This is a genomic window from Rhodoplanes sp., assembly GCF_013377085.1.
Lineage (GTDB): Bacteria > Pseudomonadota > Alphaproteobacteria > Rhizobiales > Xanthobacteraceae > Rhodoplanes.
On record NZ_JACAAX010000025.1, the window covers coordinates 56,325 to 76,527 of the forward strand.

The window sequence follows — 20,203 nt, forward strand, 5'->3', positions numbered from 1 at the left end:
AGCCGAATGAGGCAAGCCGAATTGAAGGTGCTGGTGGTCGACGACGACCCGGACATGCTGCTCGGGTGCGAACAGGCCTTTCAGCTCGATGGACGTGCCACCATGGGCGCGACCTCGGTCGAAAAGGCGCTGAAGCTCATCCGCAGCGAGTTGCCCGGCGTGATCGTCACCGACATCCGCTTGCCCGACCGCGACGGCCTGTCGCTGCTCGCCGAAATTCAGACCATCGATCCCGACCTGCCGGTCATCCTGATCACGGGCCACGGCGACGTGGCGCTCGCGGTCCAGGTGATGAAATCCGGCGCCTATGATTTCGTCGAAAAGCCGTTCCTGCCGGAGTATCTCGTCGACGTCGTCCGGCGTGCACTGGAGAAACGCGCCCTGACGCTCGAGGTCCGGGCGCTCCGCCATCAGCTTCGCGACCAGAACCGGCTGAAGGAACGCATCATCGGCCATTCCGCCGGGATCGACCGGCTGCGGCGCCTCATCGCCGAAATCGCCGACACCCAGGCCCCGGTCATGATCCACGGCGAAACCGGGACCGGCAAGGAGCTGGTCGCCAACTGCCTGCACGAGGCGAGCGGACGCCGCGGCCGTTTCGTCGCCATCAACTGCGGCGGCCTGCCCGAGAGCCTGGTCGAGAGCGAGCTTTTCGGCCACGAGCCGGGCGCCTTCACCGGAGCGACCAAGCGGCGTATCGGCAAGATCGAATACGCCAACGGCGGCACGCTGTTCCTCGACGAGGTCGACAGCATGCCGATGAGCGTCCAGATCAAGCTGCTGCGGGTGCTTCAGGAACGCACGCTCGAGCGGCTCGGATCGAACGCCGCGGTGCCGGTCGATTGCCGGATCGTCGCCGCGACCAAGGAGGATTTGGTCCAGATGGCCGAGGCGGGCCGTTTCCGCGCCGACCTCTACTACCGCCTCAACGTGGTCACGCTGAAGCTGCCGCCGCTACGCCAACGGCGTGAGGATGTGCGGCTCCTGTTCGAGCACTTCGTGCAGTTGAGCTGCGCGATGCACGGCCGGCCCGCCCCGGAGATCCATCCGGCCAAGTTCCAGCAGTTGATCGCCCATGTCTGGTCCGGCAATGTGCGCGAGCTGCGCAACGTCGCCGACCGTTTCGTGCTCGGCATCGAGATGGGCTTTCCACCGTTCGCCACGGCCGACGCGGCGCTGCTGTCGTTGCCGGAGGCCGTCGATGCCTTCGAGCGCGCCATGATCGCCGACGCCTTGCGCAAGCATGGGATGAACCTGTCGCAAGCCGCCATAGCGCTTCAGATCCCCAAGACGACGCTGCACGACAAGATGCGCAAACTGGGGTTGGGAACAGAGTGAGGGCGAGGCGTCGGCGGCGTTCGACGAGCCAGCCGGCACGGCGGCGGAGCTGGGATCGGCGGCGTCAGGGGACGATTTGGTGGTTACGTCGCTTTCCCGTGCTGGTGAGACGCGGCAGTTCTCGAGCCGTCGCGCTAACGTCTCGCCGTCGCGCTCGGCAGGAGTTCGACCTTCAGCCAGACCTGCTTCTGGCCTGACACATCGAGCACTCGAACGCGCTGCGACGGCTGAACCTCTCCCAGTATATCGCCCATGGAGCCACGCCCGTCGGGAGGAGCCGCGCGGAGATTCAGCGGATCCGAGGACGTAATCGACAGGACTGTTCCCTTCAGCCTCGATGGTGAGGCTGTGTAGGAGAAGTCGAGCTTCTGACTTTCCCAGGTGCCGACGCTCAGAAAAAGGTGCGCGTAGGTACCGGCGTGAATCCAGCCGCGGGATCCGACCGTGATGTTCGGAGCGATCGGCGGCGACGGTCGATCGGGCTCCACCAGGCGGGCCTTTATCAGAGGATCGATGCGTGGCGCAGCCGGATCGATTGGTTCGTTAGGCTTTGGCGCTGTCGGTCCGGGGGCCGCCGCGGCCGGCGCTTCGCGTGCCGTGCCGCGAAGCTCGCCGGCCGAAACCATGTCTCTCGAGGGGAGGGTCTGCGGCACTGCGGGCGGGCGGCCAACGGCCGGCGGAGCGGCGGCAGCCGGTTCACATCCGACGCAGCCATCCGGGCGAGGTGAAATAGGTGTCCGGGACTCGGTTCTCTGCTCCCCCCGCCCCGTAGTGGACGTCACCGGAGCGGTCGTCGCTGGAGAGGCCGTTGCTGGGCCGGTCGGGGCCGGCGACAGCACGGTCGGCTGATTGGTGATGGTCGCGAAGACGCCCACGGACGCGGCCGAAAAGCCGAGAAACCCGAGTACGCCCAAAACATCGCTGGTACGTCCGAGATGCTTCCAGAATGCCCAATCGCCCATGGGGGCCTCGCTGCCGCCGAGGTGACCATGCGTCCGTCAACGTACCTTTCGCAGGTTGCGCAATCAATGCGCGCAACCTGCGGCGCAGGCCGGAAGGCCGCATCGACAGCTTTGATCAAGTCAGTAGAACATTCATTCCAGCAATGTGTTGGCTCTCGGGCATGGTGAACGGTACGGACCGGAGCAGGACAGTAGGCCGGATCAATCACGCGTATTTGTTGTGCCGTGTGCATCGGCGCAGCCGACGGTCTCGCGACGGAACGAGAGGTCAGCTACGGCGCGTGGTCTACCCCCGTCCGACGAACGGCATCTGGTTGGCCATCACGGTGAGGAACAGCACATTGGCGTCGAGCGGCAGGCTCGCCATGTAGGCGACCGCCTGGCCGGCATGGGCGACGTCCATGCGGGCCTCGACCATGCTCTCGCCGGAGGGCTGCAGCACGCCCTGGCCATGCGCCATCCGCTCGGTCAGCGGGGTGGCGGCATTGCCGATGTCGATCTGGCCGCAGCAGATGTCGAACGGCCTTCCGTCGAGCGCGACCTGCTTGGTCAGCCCCGTGATGGCGTGCTTGGTCGATGTATAGGCGACGGCGCGCGGGCGCGGCGTATGGGCCGAGATCGAGCCGTTGTTGATGATGCGGCCGCCGCGCGGCGTCTGCGCCTTCATGATCCGGATCGCCTCCTGAATGCACAGGAACGGGCCGGTGAGGTTGGTGGCGACCACCGACTGCCACGTCTCGAACGGCAGATCCTCCAGCGGCACGGCCGGGGCGCCGCGGCCGGCATTGTTGAACAGCACGTCGAGTCGCCCGAACGTGTCCCGGACCGTGGCGAACAGGGCCTTGATGGACGCAGGCTCGGAGACGTCGGTCGGCACCGCCAGGCTCCTGCCGCCTTTGGCGGCCCCGAGGCTCGCCGTCTCGGCCAGCATCTCGGGCCGGCGCCCGGCCAGCACCACGGTGAAGCCGGTCGCCATCAGGGCCAGCGCCGCCGATCGGCCGATCCCGGTGCCGGCCCCGGTCACCACCGCGATCTTCTCGCCCGCCTGCATTGCCCCCTCGCTCATCGCCATCGTCTCCTGGTTGTTCTGCTGGTGGTTCGTCCCGACCGGTACTCGGCCCTTCCGGGCCGCTCTACAGGAGCGCCGTGATTCCGGCACTGCCCCGAAACGTGTGCCGTATGCAGCGAGCTGCCGTCCATAGTGTTCCCGCCTCGGACGTGTCGACTCTCGGGCCGCGGACCGTTGGTCGCACGCCTCCTGTCGAACGCCTTCTACACGGTTTGGGCGATCCTGTATGGCGCCGGGATTGTCGTCGACGAGGCGCGGGCGCCCCCTGGGGGCCGGTGTGGTCGGCAACAGGGCTACAGGGGATCGCACCGCTGCCCGATCCGCCGAGCGGCCTCTTCGACGAGCTACAGCATCAGGCGCAGGCGAGGGGCCTTCGACACATGGTCGACCGCGAGGCCAGGAGCGAGCCGCGGGGCGTGTTCGAGGTGATGCCCGCCCGGCGACGGAGGCGGTCGCCGTGACCGCTGCCATGGCGGCCGCCCGCCGCCGATCTTCAACGCGCGACGAGGGATCGCGCCGTGTTTCAGCCGGCCTTGATGTTCCCGGCCTCGATCACCTTCTTCCAGCGCTGGGTCTCGTCGGCGATGAATGTCCGGAAGGCGGCCGGCGACGAGTCGACCTGGACGATCGCGCCGAGCTCGGCGCATTTGCTGATGACCTCCGGTTTGTTCGCGAAGACCCGGATCTCCTTGGCGAGCTTGTCGACGATCGCCGGTGATGTGGCGGCCGGCGCGAGATAGCCGTGCCAGGCCGTGGCCTCGAATCCCGGCAGGGTCTCGGCGATGGTCGGCAGGCCGGGGTCGATGTCGAGGCGGCTCGCCGTGGCGAAGCCGAGCGCCCGGAGGTCGCCGTTGCGGATATACGGAAGCGCCGGGCCGGTGTTCTCGAACGCGAGATCGATCTGGCCGCCGAGCAGGTCGGTCAGCATCAGCGACGTGCCCCGGTAGGGAATGTGCGTCATCCGGGTGCCGGTCACCTGCTGGAGATATTCGCCGGCCAGATGCTGCGACGTGCCGATCCCGGCCGAGCCGAAGCTGAGCTGCCCCGGGTTCTTCTTCAAATGGTCGACCAGGTCGGCGACCGTCTTGATGGTCGGCAGCCGCTTCGGATTCACGATCAGGACGTTCGGGGTGATCGTCAGTTGATAGATCGGGGCAAAGTCCCGCAGGGTGTGGTAGGCGAGCTTGTCGCCGTAGAGCGTCTCGTTGACGGCGAGCGGGCCGGTGCTGGAGAGCGTCAGGGTGTAGCCGTCGGGCGCCGACCGGGCGACCCGTGTCATGCCGATGATGCCGCCGCCGCCCGGCTGGTTCTCCACCACGAACGGCTTGCCCCAGGTGGCCGCGAGATGCTCCGCCACCATGCGGGTGAACACGTCGGCGGCGCCCCCGGGCGGGAACGGACAGACCACCATCACCATGCGCGACGGATATTGCTCCTGCGCCCACGCCGGCATGCGCGCCAATGCGGCGCCTGCCAGACCCGCGACGCCGACCAGAACCTTCCTGCGATTCATCGTGCCCTCCAGAGGTCACTCGGCTGCAGCGAACACATGCGCGGACGCGAGCCCGAGGATCGAGGCGGCCCGGTCCGGGCTTGCGGAGGTCGTGAGGTCCATGTCTGCCTCCTGATCTGCTCGAGCTCCGGATCGGTCGACCACACGGGCGGTCGTCTCGATGTCGTCGCCCGCGGATCCGCATCCCGATGCGACCCGCACGCCGCCCCGCGGGATCGGCAGCGGACCTCCTCGGCTCCGTCGATTCGTCCGGTCGGCCGGGACCGACCGGTCAGTATGCGTTGCGGTAGATCGCCAGGATGTCCTCCCTGGAGAGCTCTCGCGGATTGTTGTCGAGCAGGCGTCGGATCGCGAAGGCCTCGTCGGCCATCACGGGCAGGTCGCTCGCGGGGATACCGAGGCGCGAAAGCCGCATCTCGATCCCGAGCGCGGCGCAGAAGCGGTGGCTCGCCTCGCGCACGGCGTCCTCCGCATTCGTCTCGGGCAGGCCGAGCGCGGCCAGCACCCGTCGCGTCTTGTCGGGAACGACCGGCGCGTTGAAGGCCAGCACGTGCGGAAAGATCAGGGCGTTGGCAGCGCCGTGCGGGACATGGTGGCGGGTGCCGAGCGGATAGGCGAGGGCGTGCCCGCCGGCCGTGTTGACCGGCCCGAGGCAGAAGCCGCCGTAGAGCGATGCGACGGCGAGGCCGCCGCGGGCCTCGCGGTCGGAGCCGTCGCCGACCGCGCGGGCGAGATACCGCCCGACCAGCCGGATGCCCTCCATGGCGTAGAGGTCGATCAGGGGATGGGCCTTGCGGTTGGTGAAGGCCTCGACGCAATGCGCCATGGCGTCGATGCCGGTCGCGGCCGTGACGGCCGGCGGCACGCTCATGGTGAGGTCGGGGTCGACGACGGCGAGATCCGCGAGCATGTCGATGCTCTCGACCGCCAGCTTGTTCTGTGTCGCCGGATCCGTGACCAGCGCCCGGATGCCGCCCTCGCTGCCGGTGCCGGCCGTGGTCGGGACCTGGATCAGGGCGCAGCCGCGGCCGCGGGTGCGGCCGACCCCGACCACGTCCCGGATCGTCTGGCCGCTGCCCGGCAGCACCGCGGCGAGCTTGGCGAGGTCCATGGCGCTGCCGCCGCCGAAGCCGACGACGAGATCGGCCGCCGCCGCGCTCGCCACCGCCAGCACCTGCTCGAGGTTGGCGATGTCGGGCTCGGGCACCACCTCGCCGAACACGGTGACCTGGCCGTCGAGAGCGAGCTGGTCGACACGACCGACATTGAAGGCGTCGGCGACCACCAGCGGCCGGCGGCAGCCGCGCGCCTTGGCCCAGGCCCCGACGGTGGCGACCGTTCCGGGCCCGATCTCGATCACCGGCGGATGGACGAGGCGCAGCGCTCGATCGGAGGCGATCATCGGGATCCCTCAGTCAGCGCCCGAACTCGGCCGCCATGGCGTCGAGCAGGGGCCGCATGGTTGCGTACAGAGTGGCCTCCTCGGCGGCCGTCAGAGGCAGATTCGGCAGCAGCGAGTTGGTCCAGGACGGGTCGTTGCGGCGCTTCGCGGCGATCGCCCGCAGCGTCGCGATCTGCGGGAACGTTCGGGTCTCGTTGCGGATGGTGGAGAGCAAGGCCTGCGCCCGCTCCACCTTGGTCGCCTCGGCGGGATCGGCGAAGTTGTCGAACAGGTACGCGAGCAGCGGCATCGCCACGTTGGAGGTGGCCGTGATGGCGCCGGCGCCGCCTTTGCGCAGCAGCGGCAGCATCAGGGGATCGGCCCCGGCGAGGATCGAGAGCTGCGGGAATCGCTCGGCGAGCGACACCATGTTGGAGATCTCGCCGGACGAGTCCTTCACGCCGACGATCGCGCCCGGGAACGCGGCGAGAAGCCGCTCGATGAGCAGGGGGCCGATCGGCACCCGCGACATCGGTGGGATGTGATACAGGATGATGTTCGGTCGGGCATGCCCGATGCCTTCGATCAGCCGCGCATAGGTCGCGAACAAACCGTCGTCGCTCGCCGGCGTGTAGTAGAAGGGCGGCAGGACCACGACGCCGCGGCAGCCGAGGTCGAGCGCGTGCTTGGTCAGCGCGATGGCATCCTTGACGGCGCAGCTACCGGTTCCGGGCAGGAAGTGCTGCGGGCCGAGGCCGAGCGCGAGCAGGTCTTCCAGCAGCTTCATGCGCTGGGCCACGGACAGCGAGTTTGCTTCGCCGGTCGTGCCGAGGAGCGCGAACCCGGTGGATCCCTCGTCGAGCAGGGCCCGGCAATGTGCCGCGAGAACCGCAGCGTTCGGCTCGCCGGTCGCGTCCACCGGAGTGAGAATCGCCGGGAAGACGCCGGTCAGCTTGGTGTGGGTGCTCATGCCTTGAGTCCTGTTCTGCGAGGCTCCGCGGACGGTCCGGCACGACAGCCCAACCGTCCAGGCGGGGATGTTGTCTAATTACAAATTTGTAAATAGTGGCCGTCAGCATGACAAGTTCGTCAAACTCCTGATGCTGGCAGTCGGCATGAAACGGATAATATATCAAATATAACAATGGATTGAATTTCGTCGCCCGGGATCGATCGAATTGACAACTTAACAACTTGTGTGGCATGTAGCTCCGGTCAGATGGCGGGCCGGATGCCAGGGGAGGCGGATGTGAGCTTTACGGTCGTGAGTCTCGGTAGCCAGATCGCGGACGAGGGCGTCGCGCTGCTCCGCGATGCCGGCGCCGTCTTGGTGGCGACGGACGCCTTTCCGGCCAAGGACGAGATGATCGCGGTGCTGGCGCGGCACCGGCCGGACGCCGTCATGGTGCGTTTGGTGCCGCGTCTCGACGAGGAGGTCATGCGGGCCGCGCCCGGCCTCAAGGTCATCGCCAAGCACGGGGTCGGCTGTGACGACATCGACGTCGCCGCGGCCCGTCGCCTCGGCATCAAGGTCATGGTCGCGACCGGCTGCAACAGCCAGTCCGTGGCGGAGCACGCCGTCGCGATGATGCTCGCGCTGGTCAAGGATCTGGAGCGGCAGTGCGCCCTCGTGCGGACCGGGCATTTCGACAAGTCGCTCTACCGCGGCCGCGAGCTGCGCGGCATGACGCTGGCGCTGGTCGGCATGGGTCAGATCGGCCGTAACGTCGCCCGCATGGCGGCGCCGATCGGGATGGTCGTGCGGGCCTACGATCCGTTCGCGCCCGACGCGGCGTTCGAGCCGCCGGTCGCGCGGGTCGACGACCTCGACGCTCTGCTGGCCGAGGCCGACATCGTCAGCCTGCACTGCCCGCTCACCGACGCCACCCGCGGATTGATCGGCCGGCGCGCGATCGGCCTGATCAAGCGCGGCGCCTATCTGATCAACACGGCGCGCGGCGAGGTGATCGACGAAGCCGCGCTCGCCGACGCGCTCGCCGCGGGCGCGATCGCCGGGGCCGGCATCGACAGCTTCGCGGCGGAGCCGCCGCCCCCCGACCACCCGTTCCTGCATCTGCCGAACGTGATCGTCACTCCGCATGTCGCCGGGGTGACCGACGAGGCCAAGCGGGAGGTCTCGCTGCAGACGGCGCGCAACGTCCTCGCAGGCCTGTCGGGCGCGCCGCCCGATCCACGCTTTCTCGTCGCGTGACCGCGCGCGGCCTATCGCGGTGCCGGTGGCGGACCGGGGATCGGACGGGAGCGGGCCGCTCGGTCGAGGCGAGTCGTGTCCGCCTGGACCCTGATCGACGCGCCCGCGGCGGCGTGAGCCGCGGGCGATTGTGCTTTGCGACGCCGGTTCGCTATCTTGCGGCGTTGCCATCGGGAGGGACGACGGCGCCACGATGCCTGCAAAAGCCGTAGCGAACGACAAGGCCGACGAGCCACGCAAGAGCGGCAGGCCCACTCTGCTGGCGGACCATGTCTATCAGCAGTTGTTCGGCCAGATCGCCGGCGGCGAGCTGAAGCAGAGCACCCGGCTGCCCGGAGAGCATCAGCTCGCCGAGAAGTACGGCGTGTCGCGTCCCGTGGTCCGCGACGCGCTCAAGCGGTTGCGCAGCGAGGGGCTGATCGAGTCGCGGCAGGGCGCCGGCAGTTGGGTGACGGCCGGCATGGTGCAGAAGGTCCCGGCTTTCGCACCGATCAGCAGCATCGCCGACATCCGCCGCTGCTACGAGTTTCGCATCGCCGTCGAGCGCGAAACCGCTCTGCTGGCGGCTCGGCGCGCCACTCCCAAGACGTTGGCCGACATCGAGGCGGCGCTGGCCCTGATGGGCATCGCGACTCGCGAGCACGTGCATCGCGAGGACGCCGACTTCTCGTTTCACTACGCCATTGCGGTCGCGGCCGACAATCATTTCCTGTCGTCGTCCATGCTCGGCATCCGCGATCACATCGCGGTGGTCATGACGCTGCACGGCAAGTCGCTGCTCGCCTCGCATCCGGGGCTCGAGAGTGTCTTCGAGGAGCACAGGGGAATTTTTGCCGCGATCCGGGACGGCGATGCGCTACGCGCCAGCCGGCTGATGGAAGAGCATCTGGCCGACTCGCGAGATCGGTTGTTCGGGGGCGCACCGTCGGCCGAGCCGCACCGGACCTGAGTGGCCCGTCGTCTGCCGGCGGCGCTGACGGCGTCGACGCGGCCGATGTGAGGCTCGGCGCCCGGCGTCCGTGAAGCTCAGCCCACCGGCAGATAGGGCGGGCGCGGAATGTTGGTGTGGGCGGCGCGCAGCGCCATCGACCAGCGGTGGCGCAGATCCTGGAAATACGGCTCCTCCGGCTCGATCCGGTAGGCGAGCTCGGCCGCGCAGGCGTCGCGCCGCACCACCAGGGTGTCGAGCGGCATGCCGACCGAGAGGTTCGAGCGCATGGTGGAGTCGAACGAGATCAGGCCCACCTTCAGGGCGTCGTAGAGGTCGATCTCGTGCGTCACGGCGCGGTCGAGCACCGGCTTGCCGTATTTGTGCTCGCCGATCTGCAGGTAGGGCGTGTCGCGGGTGCACTCGATGAAGTTGCCGGCCGAGTACAACATGAAGAGGCGCAACCGCTCGCCCTTGATCTGGCCACCGAACAGGAACGACAGGTCGAACTTGACGTCGGCGGCATCGAGGGCCGGGCCCTCGGTGTGGGCGAGCGAGCGGATGGCGCGGCCGATGCGTTGCGCCGCCTGGAACATGGTGGGGGCGTTCATCAACGTCTCGCGCTCGCCGGTCTCGGGATTCTCCAGGCCCTCGTTGAGCAGGCTCAGCACCGACTGGGTGAGGGAGAGATTGCCGGCCGAGGCGACCGCCATGATGCGCTCGCCCGGGTTGGAGAACACGTGCAGCTTGCGGAAGGTCGAGATGTTGTCGAGCCCGGCATTGGTGCGCGTGTCGGCGATCATCACGAGGCCGTCGCGCACGAGGATCCCGCAACAATAGGTCATTCCGTCGAGCCCCCTCGAATCTACGCTGCGCTGCAGCACCTTGCGTTGTTCGGCCCGCAGCATCGAATCCTCCGCTGGTCGGCGGGAATCAATGCATGATCCGGCACCGGCCGTCATCGGGGGCGATCCCGATGTCCTCAGCTCTCGACGTGGATCAGCTCTGTATCTGCTGGAACGCCTGGGCGACGTTCACGGCGACCTCGAGGGTCTCGCCGACGCCGCCGAAACGGGTGCCGCGGACCGGCGCGGCGCCGAGATAGTCGAGCCCGATCGCCACCCGCACATAGGCGTCGTTCGCGCACATCGCATGGGTCGGATCGAACGCCACCCAGCCGAGACTGGGGACGAACGATTCGACCCAGGCGTGGCCGGCGTCCTGGGCCGTGATTCCGTCGCTGCGCCAATAGTATCCGCTGACATAACGCGACGGGATGCCGAGGCTGCGGGCGGCGGCGATGAACACGTGGGCGAGATCCTGGCAGACGCCGCGGTGCAGGCTGAACGCCTCCGAGGCCGTGGTGGTGACGTGGGTCGGGTCGGTGTCGAAGGTGACCTCGGAATACACGCCGCGCACCAGCGCGTGCAGGGTCCCGATGGTGTCGTCCGGATCGGCGTGCGCGACCGACCGGGCGAAGGCGAGGATCGCCGGATCGGCCCGGGTCAGCTCGGTCTCGCGCAGATAGAGGCTGGACGGAAAGCGCTCGATGGCGCCACGCACCACCCCGCCGGTGTCCTGGGTCTCGACCTCGCCCTCGACCAGCACCTCGAGGCGGTCGGTCGGGACGTCGTCCGAGAAGGCATGGGTGATGTTGCCGAACGCGTCTTCCTGGGTGGTGAGGCGGCAGTCGGCCGAGACGTCGATGCGCCAGCGCACCACGTGCTGGCCGTCGTGCGAGCGCGGCGTGATGCGCAAGATCTGGATCACCCGGCTGGCTGGCGAGTCGTAGTGATAGACGGTCTGATGCGAGACGCGGATGCGCATGGGAAAGCCGGTGGGGGCGCGGCGGGGCCGCTCACATCAGGTATTGACGCGAGATGGCACCGCCGAGCTCGTTGTTGTCGGAGATGAATTCGCTGATGAACTCGTGCAGACCGCTCTGGAAAATCTCTTCCATCCTCAAGTTGGACAATCGCGTACGGATGCCCCGCGCCTTGCGCTGCGAGGTGCCCTGGCGGCCATAGGCCTCCGCGAGGGCGTCGCAATACCGTACCAGATTTTCATAGCAGCTGGCGAGCGAGCGCGGCATCTTCGGATTGAGGATCAACAGGTCAGCGATCAGCCAGGGTTTCAGGCTCTCCCGATAGACCCAGTGATAGGACGTCAGCGCCGAGACCGAGCGCAGGATCGCGGCCCACTGGTAGTAGTCGAGCGGCCCGCCCACATGCGTGTCCTCGGGCAGCAGCAGGTGGTACTTGGTGTCGAGGATGCGGGCCGTGTTGTCGGCCCGCTCCATGTTGAGGCCGAGCCGGAAGAACCAGTAGGCGTCGGTGCGCAGCATGGTGCGCGAGGCCGAGCCGTCGAAACGCAGCGACGTCTCCTGCACCCAGCGCAGGAAGTGCATGAACTCCTCGCGCGATCCCGGCGCGTTGTTGAACCGCTTGAGGTCCAGCCAGGCGCCGTTGATGACGTCCCACATCTCGCTGGTCAGCGCGGTGCGCACCGCCCGCGCATTGGTGCGGGCGAGCTCGATGCAGTTGCGGATCGAGCACGGATTGTCGGGCGAGAAGGCGAGGAACTCCTTGACGCTGTCCTCGCCGGCCTCCGGGTAATGGGCGTGGAAGGAGCGGCTGCAGCCGGCGGTCGCCACCGCGGATTCCCATTCGTTGGTCGAGCCCACATAGGCGAGCGGCAGCGCGGTGAGGCGCAGCGTCACCTCCAGGATGCGGGCGAGATAGTCGGCCCGTTCGACGTAGCGGGCGACCCAGTACAGGTTGTCGGCGGTTCGGGACAGCATGACCACGCTTACGTATCGAGCACCCAAGTGTCCTTGGTGCCGCCCCCCTGGCTGGAATTGACGACGAGCGAGCCGCGCTGCAGCGCGACCCTGGTGAGCCCGCCCGGCACGATGCGGACCGTGTCCCGTCCGGTCAGGACGAACGGGCGCAGATCGATGTGGCGCGGCGCCACTCCCCGCTCGACCCAGGTCGGGCAGGTGGAGAGCGCCAGCGTCGGCTGTGCGATGTAGTTCTTCGGGTCGGCCTCGATGCGGGTGCGGAAGGCGGCGAGCTTGCCCTTGTCGGCCATCGGGCCGATCAGCATGCCGTAGCCGCCGGAGCCGTGCACCTCCTTGACCACCAGCTCGGCGAGGTGCTCGAGCACATAAGTGAGGTGCTCGGGCTCGCGGCAGCGCCAGGTCGGCACGTTCTGCAGGATCGGTTCCTCGGCGAGATAGAACTTCACGATATCAGGCATGTAGCTGTAGATCGCCTTGTCGTCGGCGATGCCGGTGCCGACCGCATTGGCGAGCGTGACCTGGCCGGCCTGGTAGGCCGACATCAGGCCCGGCACCCCGAGGGTCGAATCGGGCCGGAAGGCGAGGGGGTCGAGAAAGTCGTCGTCGACACGCCGGTAGATGACGTCGACCCGCTTCGGCCCCTCGGTCGTGCGCATGTAGACGACGCCGCCCTTGACCAGCAGGTCGCGACCCTCGACCAGCTCGATGCCGAGCTTGTCGGCCAGGAACGAGTGCTCGAAATAGGCCGAGTTGTAGATGCCGGGCGACAGCAGCACCACGGTCGGGTCGGCCGCCGCGGTCTCGGGCGCGACCGACTTCAGGGTCGCCAGGAGCTCGTCCGGATAGTTCTCCACCGGCGCCACCCGGTAACGCGAGAACAGGTCCGGGAAGAGCCGCATCATGATCTCCCGGTTCTCCAGCATGTAGGAGACGCCGGACGGCGTGCGGGCATTGTCCTCCAGGACGTAGAATGTCTTGTGGTCGACCCGGACGATGTCGATGCCGGCGATGTGGACATAGACGTCGTGCGGCACCTTCTGGGCGTTCATCTCGGGGCGGAACACCTGGTTCTGGAACACCAGATCTTCCGGGATGATGCCGGCCTTGAGGATCTCGCGGCGGCCGTAGATGTCCTTGAGGTACATGTTGATGGCCTTGACCCGCTGGGTCAGGCCACGCTGCAGCAGCGACCATTCGGCCGAGGACAGAATCCGCGGGATGACGTCGAACGGAATCAGCCGCTCGGTCGACTCGGCCTCGCCATAGACCGCGAAGGTGATGCCGATCCGCCGGAACAGCAGCTCCGCCTCCTGGCAGCGCTGGTCCAGCAGGTCTGGCGACAGGTCGCGCAGCCAAGCGTCGAGACCCGCATAGGCGGGCCGGATCGCGCCGTCGACGCCTCGCATCTCGTCGAAACAATCCGCCATGTTTGGTCCCCGACGGCATCCGATCGGAGGCGGACGCCCCTCGGCCTGGTCGATGCAAGTGTCGAGCCACTGTTCCACGTCCGGCCGACCGCGTCGACGCCGCCGCGCCGCGCCACAGCCGCGGCGGAGCCGAGCCGGCTGGCAGGAGGTGGCGCCGAGCGGCCGCCGACCCCGGCAAGGGCCGGTCTGCCTAAAAATTGTGCCCATGTATTGTGCTGCCGATGACCAGGATGGCGGCGTTCGGCCGTGGATGCGGCCGAGATCCGCGTCCGGCGCGCTTGAGCGGCATTTCCGGTCGGGATACACGACAGCGACGCCGGAGTTGAACAATGACCCAAAAGACGCGCGATTCTGCCGCCCAGGGAGAATCCCAGGCTGCCGAGGTGACGGCTGCTCTCCTCGTGATCGGCGACGAGATCCTGTCGGGCCGGACCAAGGACAAGAATATCGGCTACGTCGCCGAGTATCTGACCGCCCTGGGGATCGACCTCGAGGAGGTCCGGGTGGTGCCCGACATCGAGGCCGAGATCGTCGCCGCGCTCGATGCGCTGCGCCAGCGCTACACCTATGTCTTCACCACGGGCGGCATCGGCCCCACCCATGACGACATCACGGCCGATGCGGTCGCCAAGGCGTTCGGCGTGCCGCTCGATCGCGACGAGCGGGCCGTGGCGCTGATCGCCGAGCGGGTCGGCGTCGCCAATCTCAACGAGGCGCGCCTGCGCATGGCGCGGATTCCGCGCGGGGCCGACTTGGTGCAGAACCCGGTGTCGAAGGCGCCCGGCTTCTGGATCGGCAATGTCATCGTCATGGCCGGCATCCCGGCCGTCATGCAGGCGATGCTCGACGAGGTGGCGCCGAAGCTGAGGACCGGCGTCAAGCTGCTGTCGGAAAGCGTACGGGCGGATCTGCGCGAAGGCGACATCGGCACCGAGCTCGGCGCCGTCGCCAAGGCGCATCCGGACGTGATGATCGGCAGCTATCCGTTCACCGACGACCAGGGCGGGCCCAACACCAACCTGGTGGTACGCGGCCGCGACCCGCAAAAGCTCGCGGCGGCCCGATCGGCGGTCGAGCGCATGCTGGCGCAGGTGCGCGCCGCGCTCGCCGCCCAGCAGGCGACGTGATTCGACGGACGCCCGGCCGGTTCCGCGGCGTCCGAGGTTTTCCATCATGCGCTCGCCGCCCGGTTGCGGGCGGGGGCGCGACGCTCCGGAGAGACGAGATGGCCGCGGCTGCGACCCCCGAGAAGGCATTCCCCGTGTCCTGGGACATGTTCCACCGCGACTGCCGGGCGCTGACCTGGCGGCTGGCCGGGCAGGGGCCGTTCGACGCGCTGGTGACGGTGACGCGCGGCGGCCTGGTGCCGGCCGCGATCGTCGCCCGCGAGCTCGGCATCAGGGTGATCGAGACCGTGTGCGTGGCGAGCTACAACCACACCCAGCAGGGCGACCTGAAGATCCTCAAAGGGGTGACCGAGGAGATCCTCGCGATCGGCAAAGGCAACAGCGGCCGCGTGCTGATCGTCGACGACCTGGTCGACACCGGCAAGACCGCGCGGGTGGTGCGCGACCTGCTTCCCAACGCGCATTTCGCCACCGTCTATGCCAAGCCGATGGGTCGGCCGCTGGTCGACACCTTCATCACCGAGGTCTCGCAGGACACCTGGATCTTCTTCCCCTGGGACACCGGCCTCGCCTTCCAGCCGCCGATCGCCGGCGGCGCCTGAACCACGGGGATCCCATGGCCGGACCGAACCAGCCCTTCGACGACGAGCCGCTCGACGAGGCGCTCGACGACGAGCTAGACGCCCACTACGAGGCGCTGCGCGCCTATGTGCTCGATTACATCGAGGAGCACGAGGTGCCGGACGAGACGATCTCGGCCCTGCTGGTCGATCTCTCCTTCGAGCTGCGCAAGGTCGCCTATGTGCTGGAGACCGAGAAGCCGTCGGTGGCCGGCCTCAAGCTCGCCCTCGACCGCCACGGCGCCGAGGTCGAGAGCGTCGTGCGGGCGCACAAGAAGGAAGCCGAGATCTTTCTCGAGGGGATGCGGCGGGCCTTGACGGAAGCCGAGCAGGACCTCGACGACGACGAGGAGGCTCCGAAGGGGGCCGACGGCACCTCGCCGGGCCGGCCGAAGCAGGGGCACTGAGGCCGGGGCACCCCGGCCGGGGCCGCGGCGTCGAGGCGATCGGCCGGCCGACATCGGCAGGCCGCGTGCGGCGAGGCCTTGTCGGCGCCTCGCCGGCTGGTTTCTGGGCTTCCCAGCTCGAGAACATGGCGGACGCCTCGATTACCGTGCGCGCCGCCTGAACTCCCGCGATCCGGATCGGTCGCCCGACCCGCCGGGTTCTCGACCTGTAGGTTTCCGTTGGTGTTCAAGGTCTGGATTGGTAGATTGGCCACAGTGCGGGCGTGGCGGAATTGGTAGACGCAAGGGACTTGAACGCTTGAGTGCCCACGGGGAAACCCGAGGTGCAGAACTGCTCAAATTCGGGGGAACCGGTCACAGGCAATCCCGAGCCAAGCCAGCGGCATGAACGTGCCGCTGGAAGGTGTAGAGACTAGACGGGCAGCGCCTAAGGCGCGAACGCGCTATGGTGAAGGTATAGTCCAGACCACGAACGGGCCTTCTCGCCGAACGGCGCAAGGCACGGCGGCGAAAGCCGAAGTCGGTACGAAAATCCCTCGGGCCGTAAGGCCTGTACCGGTTCGATTCCGGTCGCCCGCACCAGTTCATTTCAAAGACCATGACCGACGAACAGCTAGAAGCTGCCAAAGGCTATATTCGCCCACGCCCGATCCGCGTTGCATTCTTTGTCGCGGATGGCGATCACTCGCACCTGAAGCTTGACGGCATTTTCGCAGAGTCAATGTCACGCTGGGGCGGACGTTATAGCCTCATTTGCCCTTGTGAAAATGGCTATCCATGTGACAGCTACATTCCATGGCTGACGGCGTTCGATCCTGACATCATTTATTCGTTCGTCGACTTGAGCGATGAAGGCCTCCTGAAAATCAGGGAAAGCTTCGGGCCTGCGTATCTGGTCCGACATGCTGAAGACATCAAGGGCGAGCCGACCGCTCGCGACTTCCGTGTCGCTTTGCCTATTTCCACGCTCACGTCTCTGTCGACTACATTGCAATACGCGCGTGCATTTCCTGCTTCAGCGCCGCAGCCTATCCGCTTGGTTGATTACTTACCAGCCTCAGAGCGCGACCACTTCATCGATGACAATTTTGGAACTTTTTACGGCAGTTATGGACGATGGCCAATCCCCCCGAACCTAGCAGACGCAGTGAAGCCGCTTGCTGTTGTGTCAGACCAGGTGTTGAACAAGCCAAACCGTGGGCGACGCTACGCCGACGAGACGGTCGGTGATGCCACAGCACTGCTGCATTACTTGGCAACGCACCCGAACACATTTGGCTTAGCGCAGGTTGCTGCCGATGCGGCACCCCGTATTGAATTGCGCGATCGATACGAAAATGCGTTCATGCTTGTCGTGGGCGAGTCCTTCGCGGATCGCGTTGTATTCTGGAACCTGCGCAGTCGCGATCCCGCGTTTCTAGGCCGCGAACCCACCACGCTCATTGTTGCGCCTGCACGGCTGGAGGACCCAGAGTTCTTTACCGCGCTTGTCGCGTTCCTCAAAAGGAGAAATGGCGTACCGCGAGACTCCGGCACGCCATGGGTCGAGTTGTGTTCGACAAGCGTGCCTGAAGGCGAGTTAACCGCGATTGGGGAGCGTTTCAGGGCGGCTGACAACTGGAACAGCTATCATGTCACGAAGCCTATCACACTCGATAGCATTACGCCTTCGGCAAAAGCGCTTGAGCGACCACTTCACCTTATCACCGGCGGATTCTTTGAGCGCGGGGTTCAATGGAAAGAATTTCCAGCGACCGGCCAACAAGTGCGCCCACCTATGGTAGAACCGAGCCACATCGAACATGTTCAAAGCAAAAATTTCGCTGTCGACGGTTCATGGGCGATGGATGTGCGCTTCGAGCGACAAGAAAATCATTCTCGGTTTTCTAACATACGCCATCAATGGCACTTTCCGCGCCGCCTTCGATTCCATCAGGCATTCTTGGGCTATCACGAAGCAAAGGACCAAGGCCGAGAATATCGCCATACGCGTACGACCGGTGAAGGAACTCTGACGCTTTTCGCAGGCCTCGGCGAACAGCCGCCGGTGATCGCATTGCCGAATGATGAAACTGCCTTTCGGTATGCTATGCAGCGGGGGGATACGTGGCCTCCCTTCCGGCGCTTCGACAAATGGGAAGCGCCTACTGGACCATTCGAATGGGCTCAACCTTCAGACAAGGGCCGGTATCTTATCGGCGCGCTACGCATGTTTGGCGGCATACAGGAAGCGGGCGCTGTGCTTCTTCATAGTTACTGGCGAGCTGTTTTCGACGAGCTTGGCGGCTCGATTGGTCCAATCCGCCGCGAGCAGGTGAGGGACAAAATTAAGAAGAAGGTACGTGCGGTTAGAACGCCGCCCGGCGACTGGAATGACGATACATGGGACAGGCTAACAGCCCTTGTCGCGAGCGAGGCGCATCAAATGCGTCTGCCGCAGCAAGCTCTTTCCTATGATATGCTTTTAAAGCGTCACGATCGGTTCCTCGCCACGGAGCAGGAAATCTTAGCCAAGAAGAAAGCGGACAAGCCGGAAAAGTGGATCGCGCGGGCGAAGCGATCCTTGAGGAACGGCGTGCAGAACCGGTGCGCTCAGAAAGTCCTATTCCAGGGATACCAATGGCGCTGCGATACCTGCTTCAATACGAACTGGAACGACATCGGCGCGCTGGAACCGGAACTCGTATGTTCGATATGTGGCGCCAGAGAACCGGCGCCGGTCGATAGGCCGTGGAGCTTCAAGCTAAATGGGTTCCTGAAAGATGCTTTGCGCGAGCACGGCCTGACAGCGCTTGTATGGTGCTTGATCACCCTGGAGGGCAACGCGCGCGAGACGTTCTTCTATCTCGGGCCGCACGAACTCTGGAAAAGCTATCCGAAGGACGAGAAGACGCCGCCGGAACACGAAGCCGATTTGATCTGCGTCGTGGATGGAATTGTCCATCTATGCGAAGTGAAAAGCTCTGGGCGCGACATTGGCCTCACGTCGTTGGTGGAGGTCGCAATGCGGTTGAGGCCTGATGTAGTCACGCTCGCCGTCATGGAACCGCCGTCTAAGCGCTTGAACGCCACGCTTGAGGAACTCAAGCGCATGCTCAATGGCAGCGGCATTGGGGCAACGCTATTGACGCTGCGACCGGACGACCGAGAGAACGACGCCTATCTTCCGTAATCCCTCGGGCCGCGAGGCCTGTGCCGGTTCGATCCCGGCCGCCCGCACCAGGGTGACGACGTGTCGTGACATCGGTCGGGACGAAACCCGTCCGGCGCGCGCTCCGTATCGGCCCGCAGCGTTTCATTGCCCGTGGCATCCGACCCGCGGCCTCTGTCCTCGTTCAGGCGGCGTTAGCCCTTTGCACGGGATGGCTGCAGGCGAGCGCCCCTGTTTACCTCACATCCGCGTCATCCGTGTACAAGGCCGGTTGTGTGCCGGCCGGACGGCGCCCTACCTTGACGGGGCTGCGGAGGCGGTCGGCGAGACCTCGGGGAGGATCGTGCAATGTCGCGTCGGCACATGATGGCCCTGGCCACGGGCCTGTCGGTGGGACTGGGTGCGCTGGCGATGCCGACGGCCGTGTCGGCGGGCGGTGGCTGCTGGAACTGCGCTCCCGCCGTCTATGGCGGCCCTGTCTATTATGCGCCGCGCTACTATCCCCCGACCTATTACGCGCCGAATTACTACCCGGCCTACTGGGCCCCGGTGTATTCGCCGTATCTGGTCGGCCGGCGGCCGCCGGTCGTCGCGCCCGTGGTGGCGCCGGTCGTCGGCTATGGTCCGGTCTGGCGTCCCTCGACCTGGGACGGCGGCTATTGGCGCGACCCGTACTGGAATTGGCGGCGCTGGTGAGCCCGTCGCGGACTTGAGCGAAAGCGCCCCGCCGCGCTCGGCCGCCACAGTATCATTGCGTGCGAGAACTTGCTGATCGCGTTCCGGTCATTCCGGGGCGCTGGCCGAAAAGCCGGCGTGCCCGGACTCCGCAAAACAGACCGGGACGATGGAGCCGGGACAGCCTCGCGTCGCGAGGCGTTCGCGATGACGGCGTCCCACATCGAAGTTGAAGCGGACGACGCCCCCATTTGACCAGCAGCGCAAATCCGACCTCGCTGGTCCGACCCCGCGAGGCGTTCGCCAACGCAAAAGGGCCGCCCCGTGACATGAGCGGCCCTTGGTGCCTCGAAGGCACTGCGACGTGGCTGCTGGGGGGAAGGGGGGGCAAAGGGGACCAGCAACTTTGTCTGCTGGTACAACGTGCGACCCCCAAGTCGGTTCCAACGCACCGTCGAATTTTTTCAGCTTTTTGACGATCCCGGTCCGGGCCGTCCGGTGGCCCGGGCGGGATGCCGCCGACGGGGAGGAAAAACGACGACGGCACCGCGGGTTGGCGGACAGATCCGCGCCGCGATCCGGCCGGCCCCGGC

Annotated in this window: 17 protein-coding genes; 8 read left to right on the forward strand and 9 right to left on the reverse strand. The window is 66.5% G+C overall.

Annotated elements, in window-relative coordinates; translation table 11 throughout:
- Positions 1-6: 6 nt before the first annotated feature.
- Positions 7-1,338: a sigma-54 dependent transcriptional regulator gene (locus HXX10_RS17600; RefSeq protein WP_296524097.1), complete on the forward strand. Its 1,332-nt coding sequence runs from the start codon at positions 7-9 to the stop codon at positions 1,336-1,338.
- A gap of 134 nt (positions 1,339-1,472) precedes the next feature.
- Here the strand turns inward: HXX10_RS17600 and HXX10_RS17605 are convergent, their stop codons facing one another.
- The 5 genes from HXX10_RS17605 to HXX10_RS17625 form a co-directional block, all read right to left on the reverse strand.
- Positions 1,473-1,964, reverse strand: a complete 492-nt coding sequence (locus HXX10_RS17605) for a hypothetical protein (protein ID WP_296524098.1) — start codon at positions 1,962-1,964, stop codon at positions 1,473-1,475.
- Positions 1,965-2,586: 622 nt separating this feature from the next.
- Positions 2,587-3,351: an SDR family oxidoreductase gene (locus HXX10_RS17610; protein ID WP_296524127.1), complete on the reverse strand. Its 765-nt coding sequence runs from the start codon at positions 3,349-3,351 to the stop codon at positions 2,587-2,589.
- 541 nt (positions 3,352-3,892) lie between these two features.
- On the reverse strand, positions 3,893-4,882 hold the full coding sequence (locus tag HXX10_RS17615; RefSeq protein WP_296524099.1) for a tripartite tricarboxylate transporter substrate binding protein: 990 nt from the start codon (positions 4,880-4,882) through the stop codon (positions 3,893-3,895).
- A 271-nt stretch (positions 4,883-5,153) separates the two neighbouring features.
- Complete coding sequence (locus tag HXX10_RS17620) at positions 5,154-6,284, reverse strand: iron-containing alcohol dehydrogenase (protein ID WP_296524100.1); 1,131 nt, start codon at positions 6,282-6,284, stop codon at positions 5,154-5,156.
- Positions 6,285-6,297: 13 nt separating this feature from the next.
- Positions 6,298-7,233, reverse strand: a complete 936-nt coding sequence (locus HXX10_RS17625; RefSeq protein ID WP_296524101.1) for a dihydrodipicolinate synthase family protein — start codon at positions 7,231-7,233, stop codon at positions 6,298-6,300.
- A 279-nt stretch (positions 7,234-7,512) separates the two neighbouring features.
- On the opposite strand from HXX10_RS17625, the gene HXX10_RS17630 reads away from it, so the two are divergent.
- The gene (locus HXX10_RS17630) at positions 7,513-8,475 is read left to right on the forward strand and encodes a hydroxyacid dehydrogenase (protein WP_296524102.1); all 963 of its coding nucleotides are present in this window, start codon (positions 7,513-7,515) and stop codon (positions 8,473-8,475) included.
- A gap of 193 nt (positions 8,476-8,668) precedes the next feature.
- Positions 8,669-9,424 (forward strand): FadR/GntR family transcriptional regulator, encoded by a 756-nt coding sequence (locus tag HXX10_RS17635; protein ID WP_296524103.1) that lies wholly within the window; start codon positions 8,669-8,671, stop codon positions 9,422-9,424.
- A 77-nt stretch (positions 9,425-9,501) separates the two neighbouring features.
- Here HXX10_RS17635 and HXX10_RS17640 read toward each other — a convergent pair whose 3' ends face one another.
- The 4 genes from HXX10_RS17640 to HXX10_RS17655 form a co-directional block, all read right to left on the reverse strand.
- Complete coding sequence (locus HXX10_RS17640) at positions 9,502-10,248, reverse strand: peptidase (RefSeq protein WP_296524128.1); 747 nt, start codon at positions 10,246-10,248, stop codon at positions 9,502-9,504.
- 154 nt (positions 10,249-10,402) lie between these two features.
- A complete protein-coding gene (locus HXX10_RS17645; protein ID WP_296524104.1) occupies positions 10,403-11,230 on the reverse strand; it encodes a transglutaminase family protein in 828 nt (275 codons plus the stop codon).
- 31 nt (positions 11,231-11,261) lie between these two features.
- On the reverse strand, positions 11,262-12,203 hold the full coding sequence (locus HXX10_RS17650; RefSeq protein ID WP_296524105.1) for an alpha-E domain-containing protein: 942 nt from the start codon (positions 12,201-12,203) through the stop codon (positions 11,262-11,264).
- 8 nt (positions 12,204-12,211) lie between these two features.
- On the reverse strand, positions 12,212-13,630 hold the full coding sequence (locus HXX10_RS17655; RefSeq protein ID WP_296524106.1) for a circularly permuted type 2 ATP-grasp protein: 1,419 nt from the start codon (positions 13,628-13,630) through the stop codon (positions 12,212-12,214).
- A 329-nt stretch (positions 13,631-13,959) separates the two neighbouring features.
- On the opposite strand from HXX10_RS17655, the gene HXX10_RS17660 reads away from it, so the two are divergent.
- From HXX10_RS17660 to HXX10_RS17680, 5 genes are all read left to right on the forward strand, one after another.
- Positions 13,960-14,757 (forward strand): molybdopterin-binding protein, encoded by a 798-nt coding sequence (locus HXX10_RS17660; RefSeq protein WP_296524107.1) that lies wholly within the window; start codon positions 13,960-13,962, stop codon positions 14,755-14,757.
- A gap of 98 nt (positions 14,758-14,855) precedes the next feature.
- A complete protein-coding gene (gene gpt / locus HXX10_RS17665; RefSeq protein WP_296524108.1) occupies positions 14,856-15,359 on the forward strand; it encodes a xanthine phosphoribosyltransferase in 504 nt (167 codons plus the stop codon).
- Between the two features lie 14 nt (positions 15,360-15,373).
- Positions 15,374-15,784 (forward strand): hypothetical protein, encoded by a 411-nt coding sequence (locus HXX10_RS17670; RefSeq protein WP_296524109.1) that lies wholly within the window; start codon positions 15,374-15,376, stop codon positions 15,782-15,784.
- Positions 15,785-16,382: 598 nt separating this feature from the next.
- The gene (locus tag HXX10_RS17675; RefSeq protein WP_296524110.1) at positions 16,383-18,956 is read left to right on the forward strand and encodes a hypothetical protein; all 2,574 of its coding nucleotides are present in this window, start codon (positions 16,383-16,385) and stop codon (positions 18,954-18,956) included.
- Between the two features lie 327 nt (positions 18,957-19,283).
- On the forward strand, positions 19,284-19,631 hold the full coding sequence (locus tag HXX10_RS17680) for a hypothetical protein (RefSeq protein WP_296524111.1): 348 nt from the start codon (positions 19,284-19,286) through the stop codon (positions 19,629-19,631).
- Positions 19,632-20,203 lie beyond the last annotated feature (572 nt).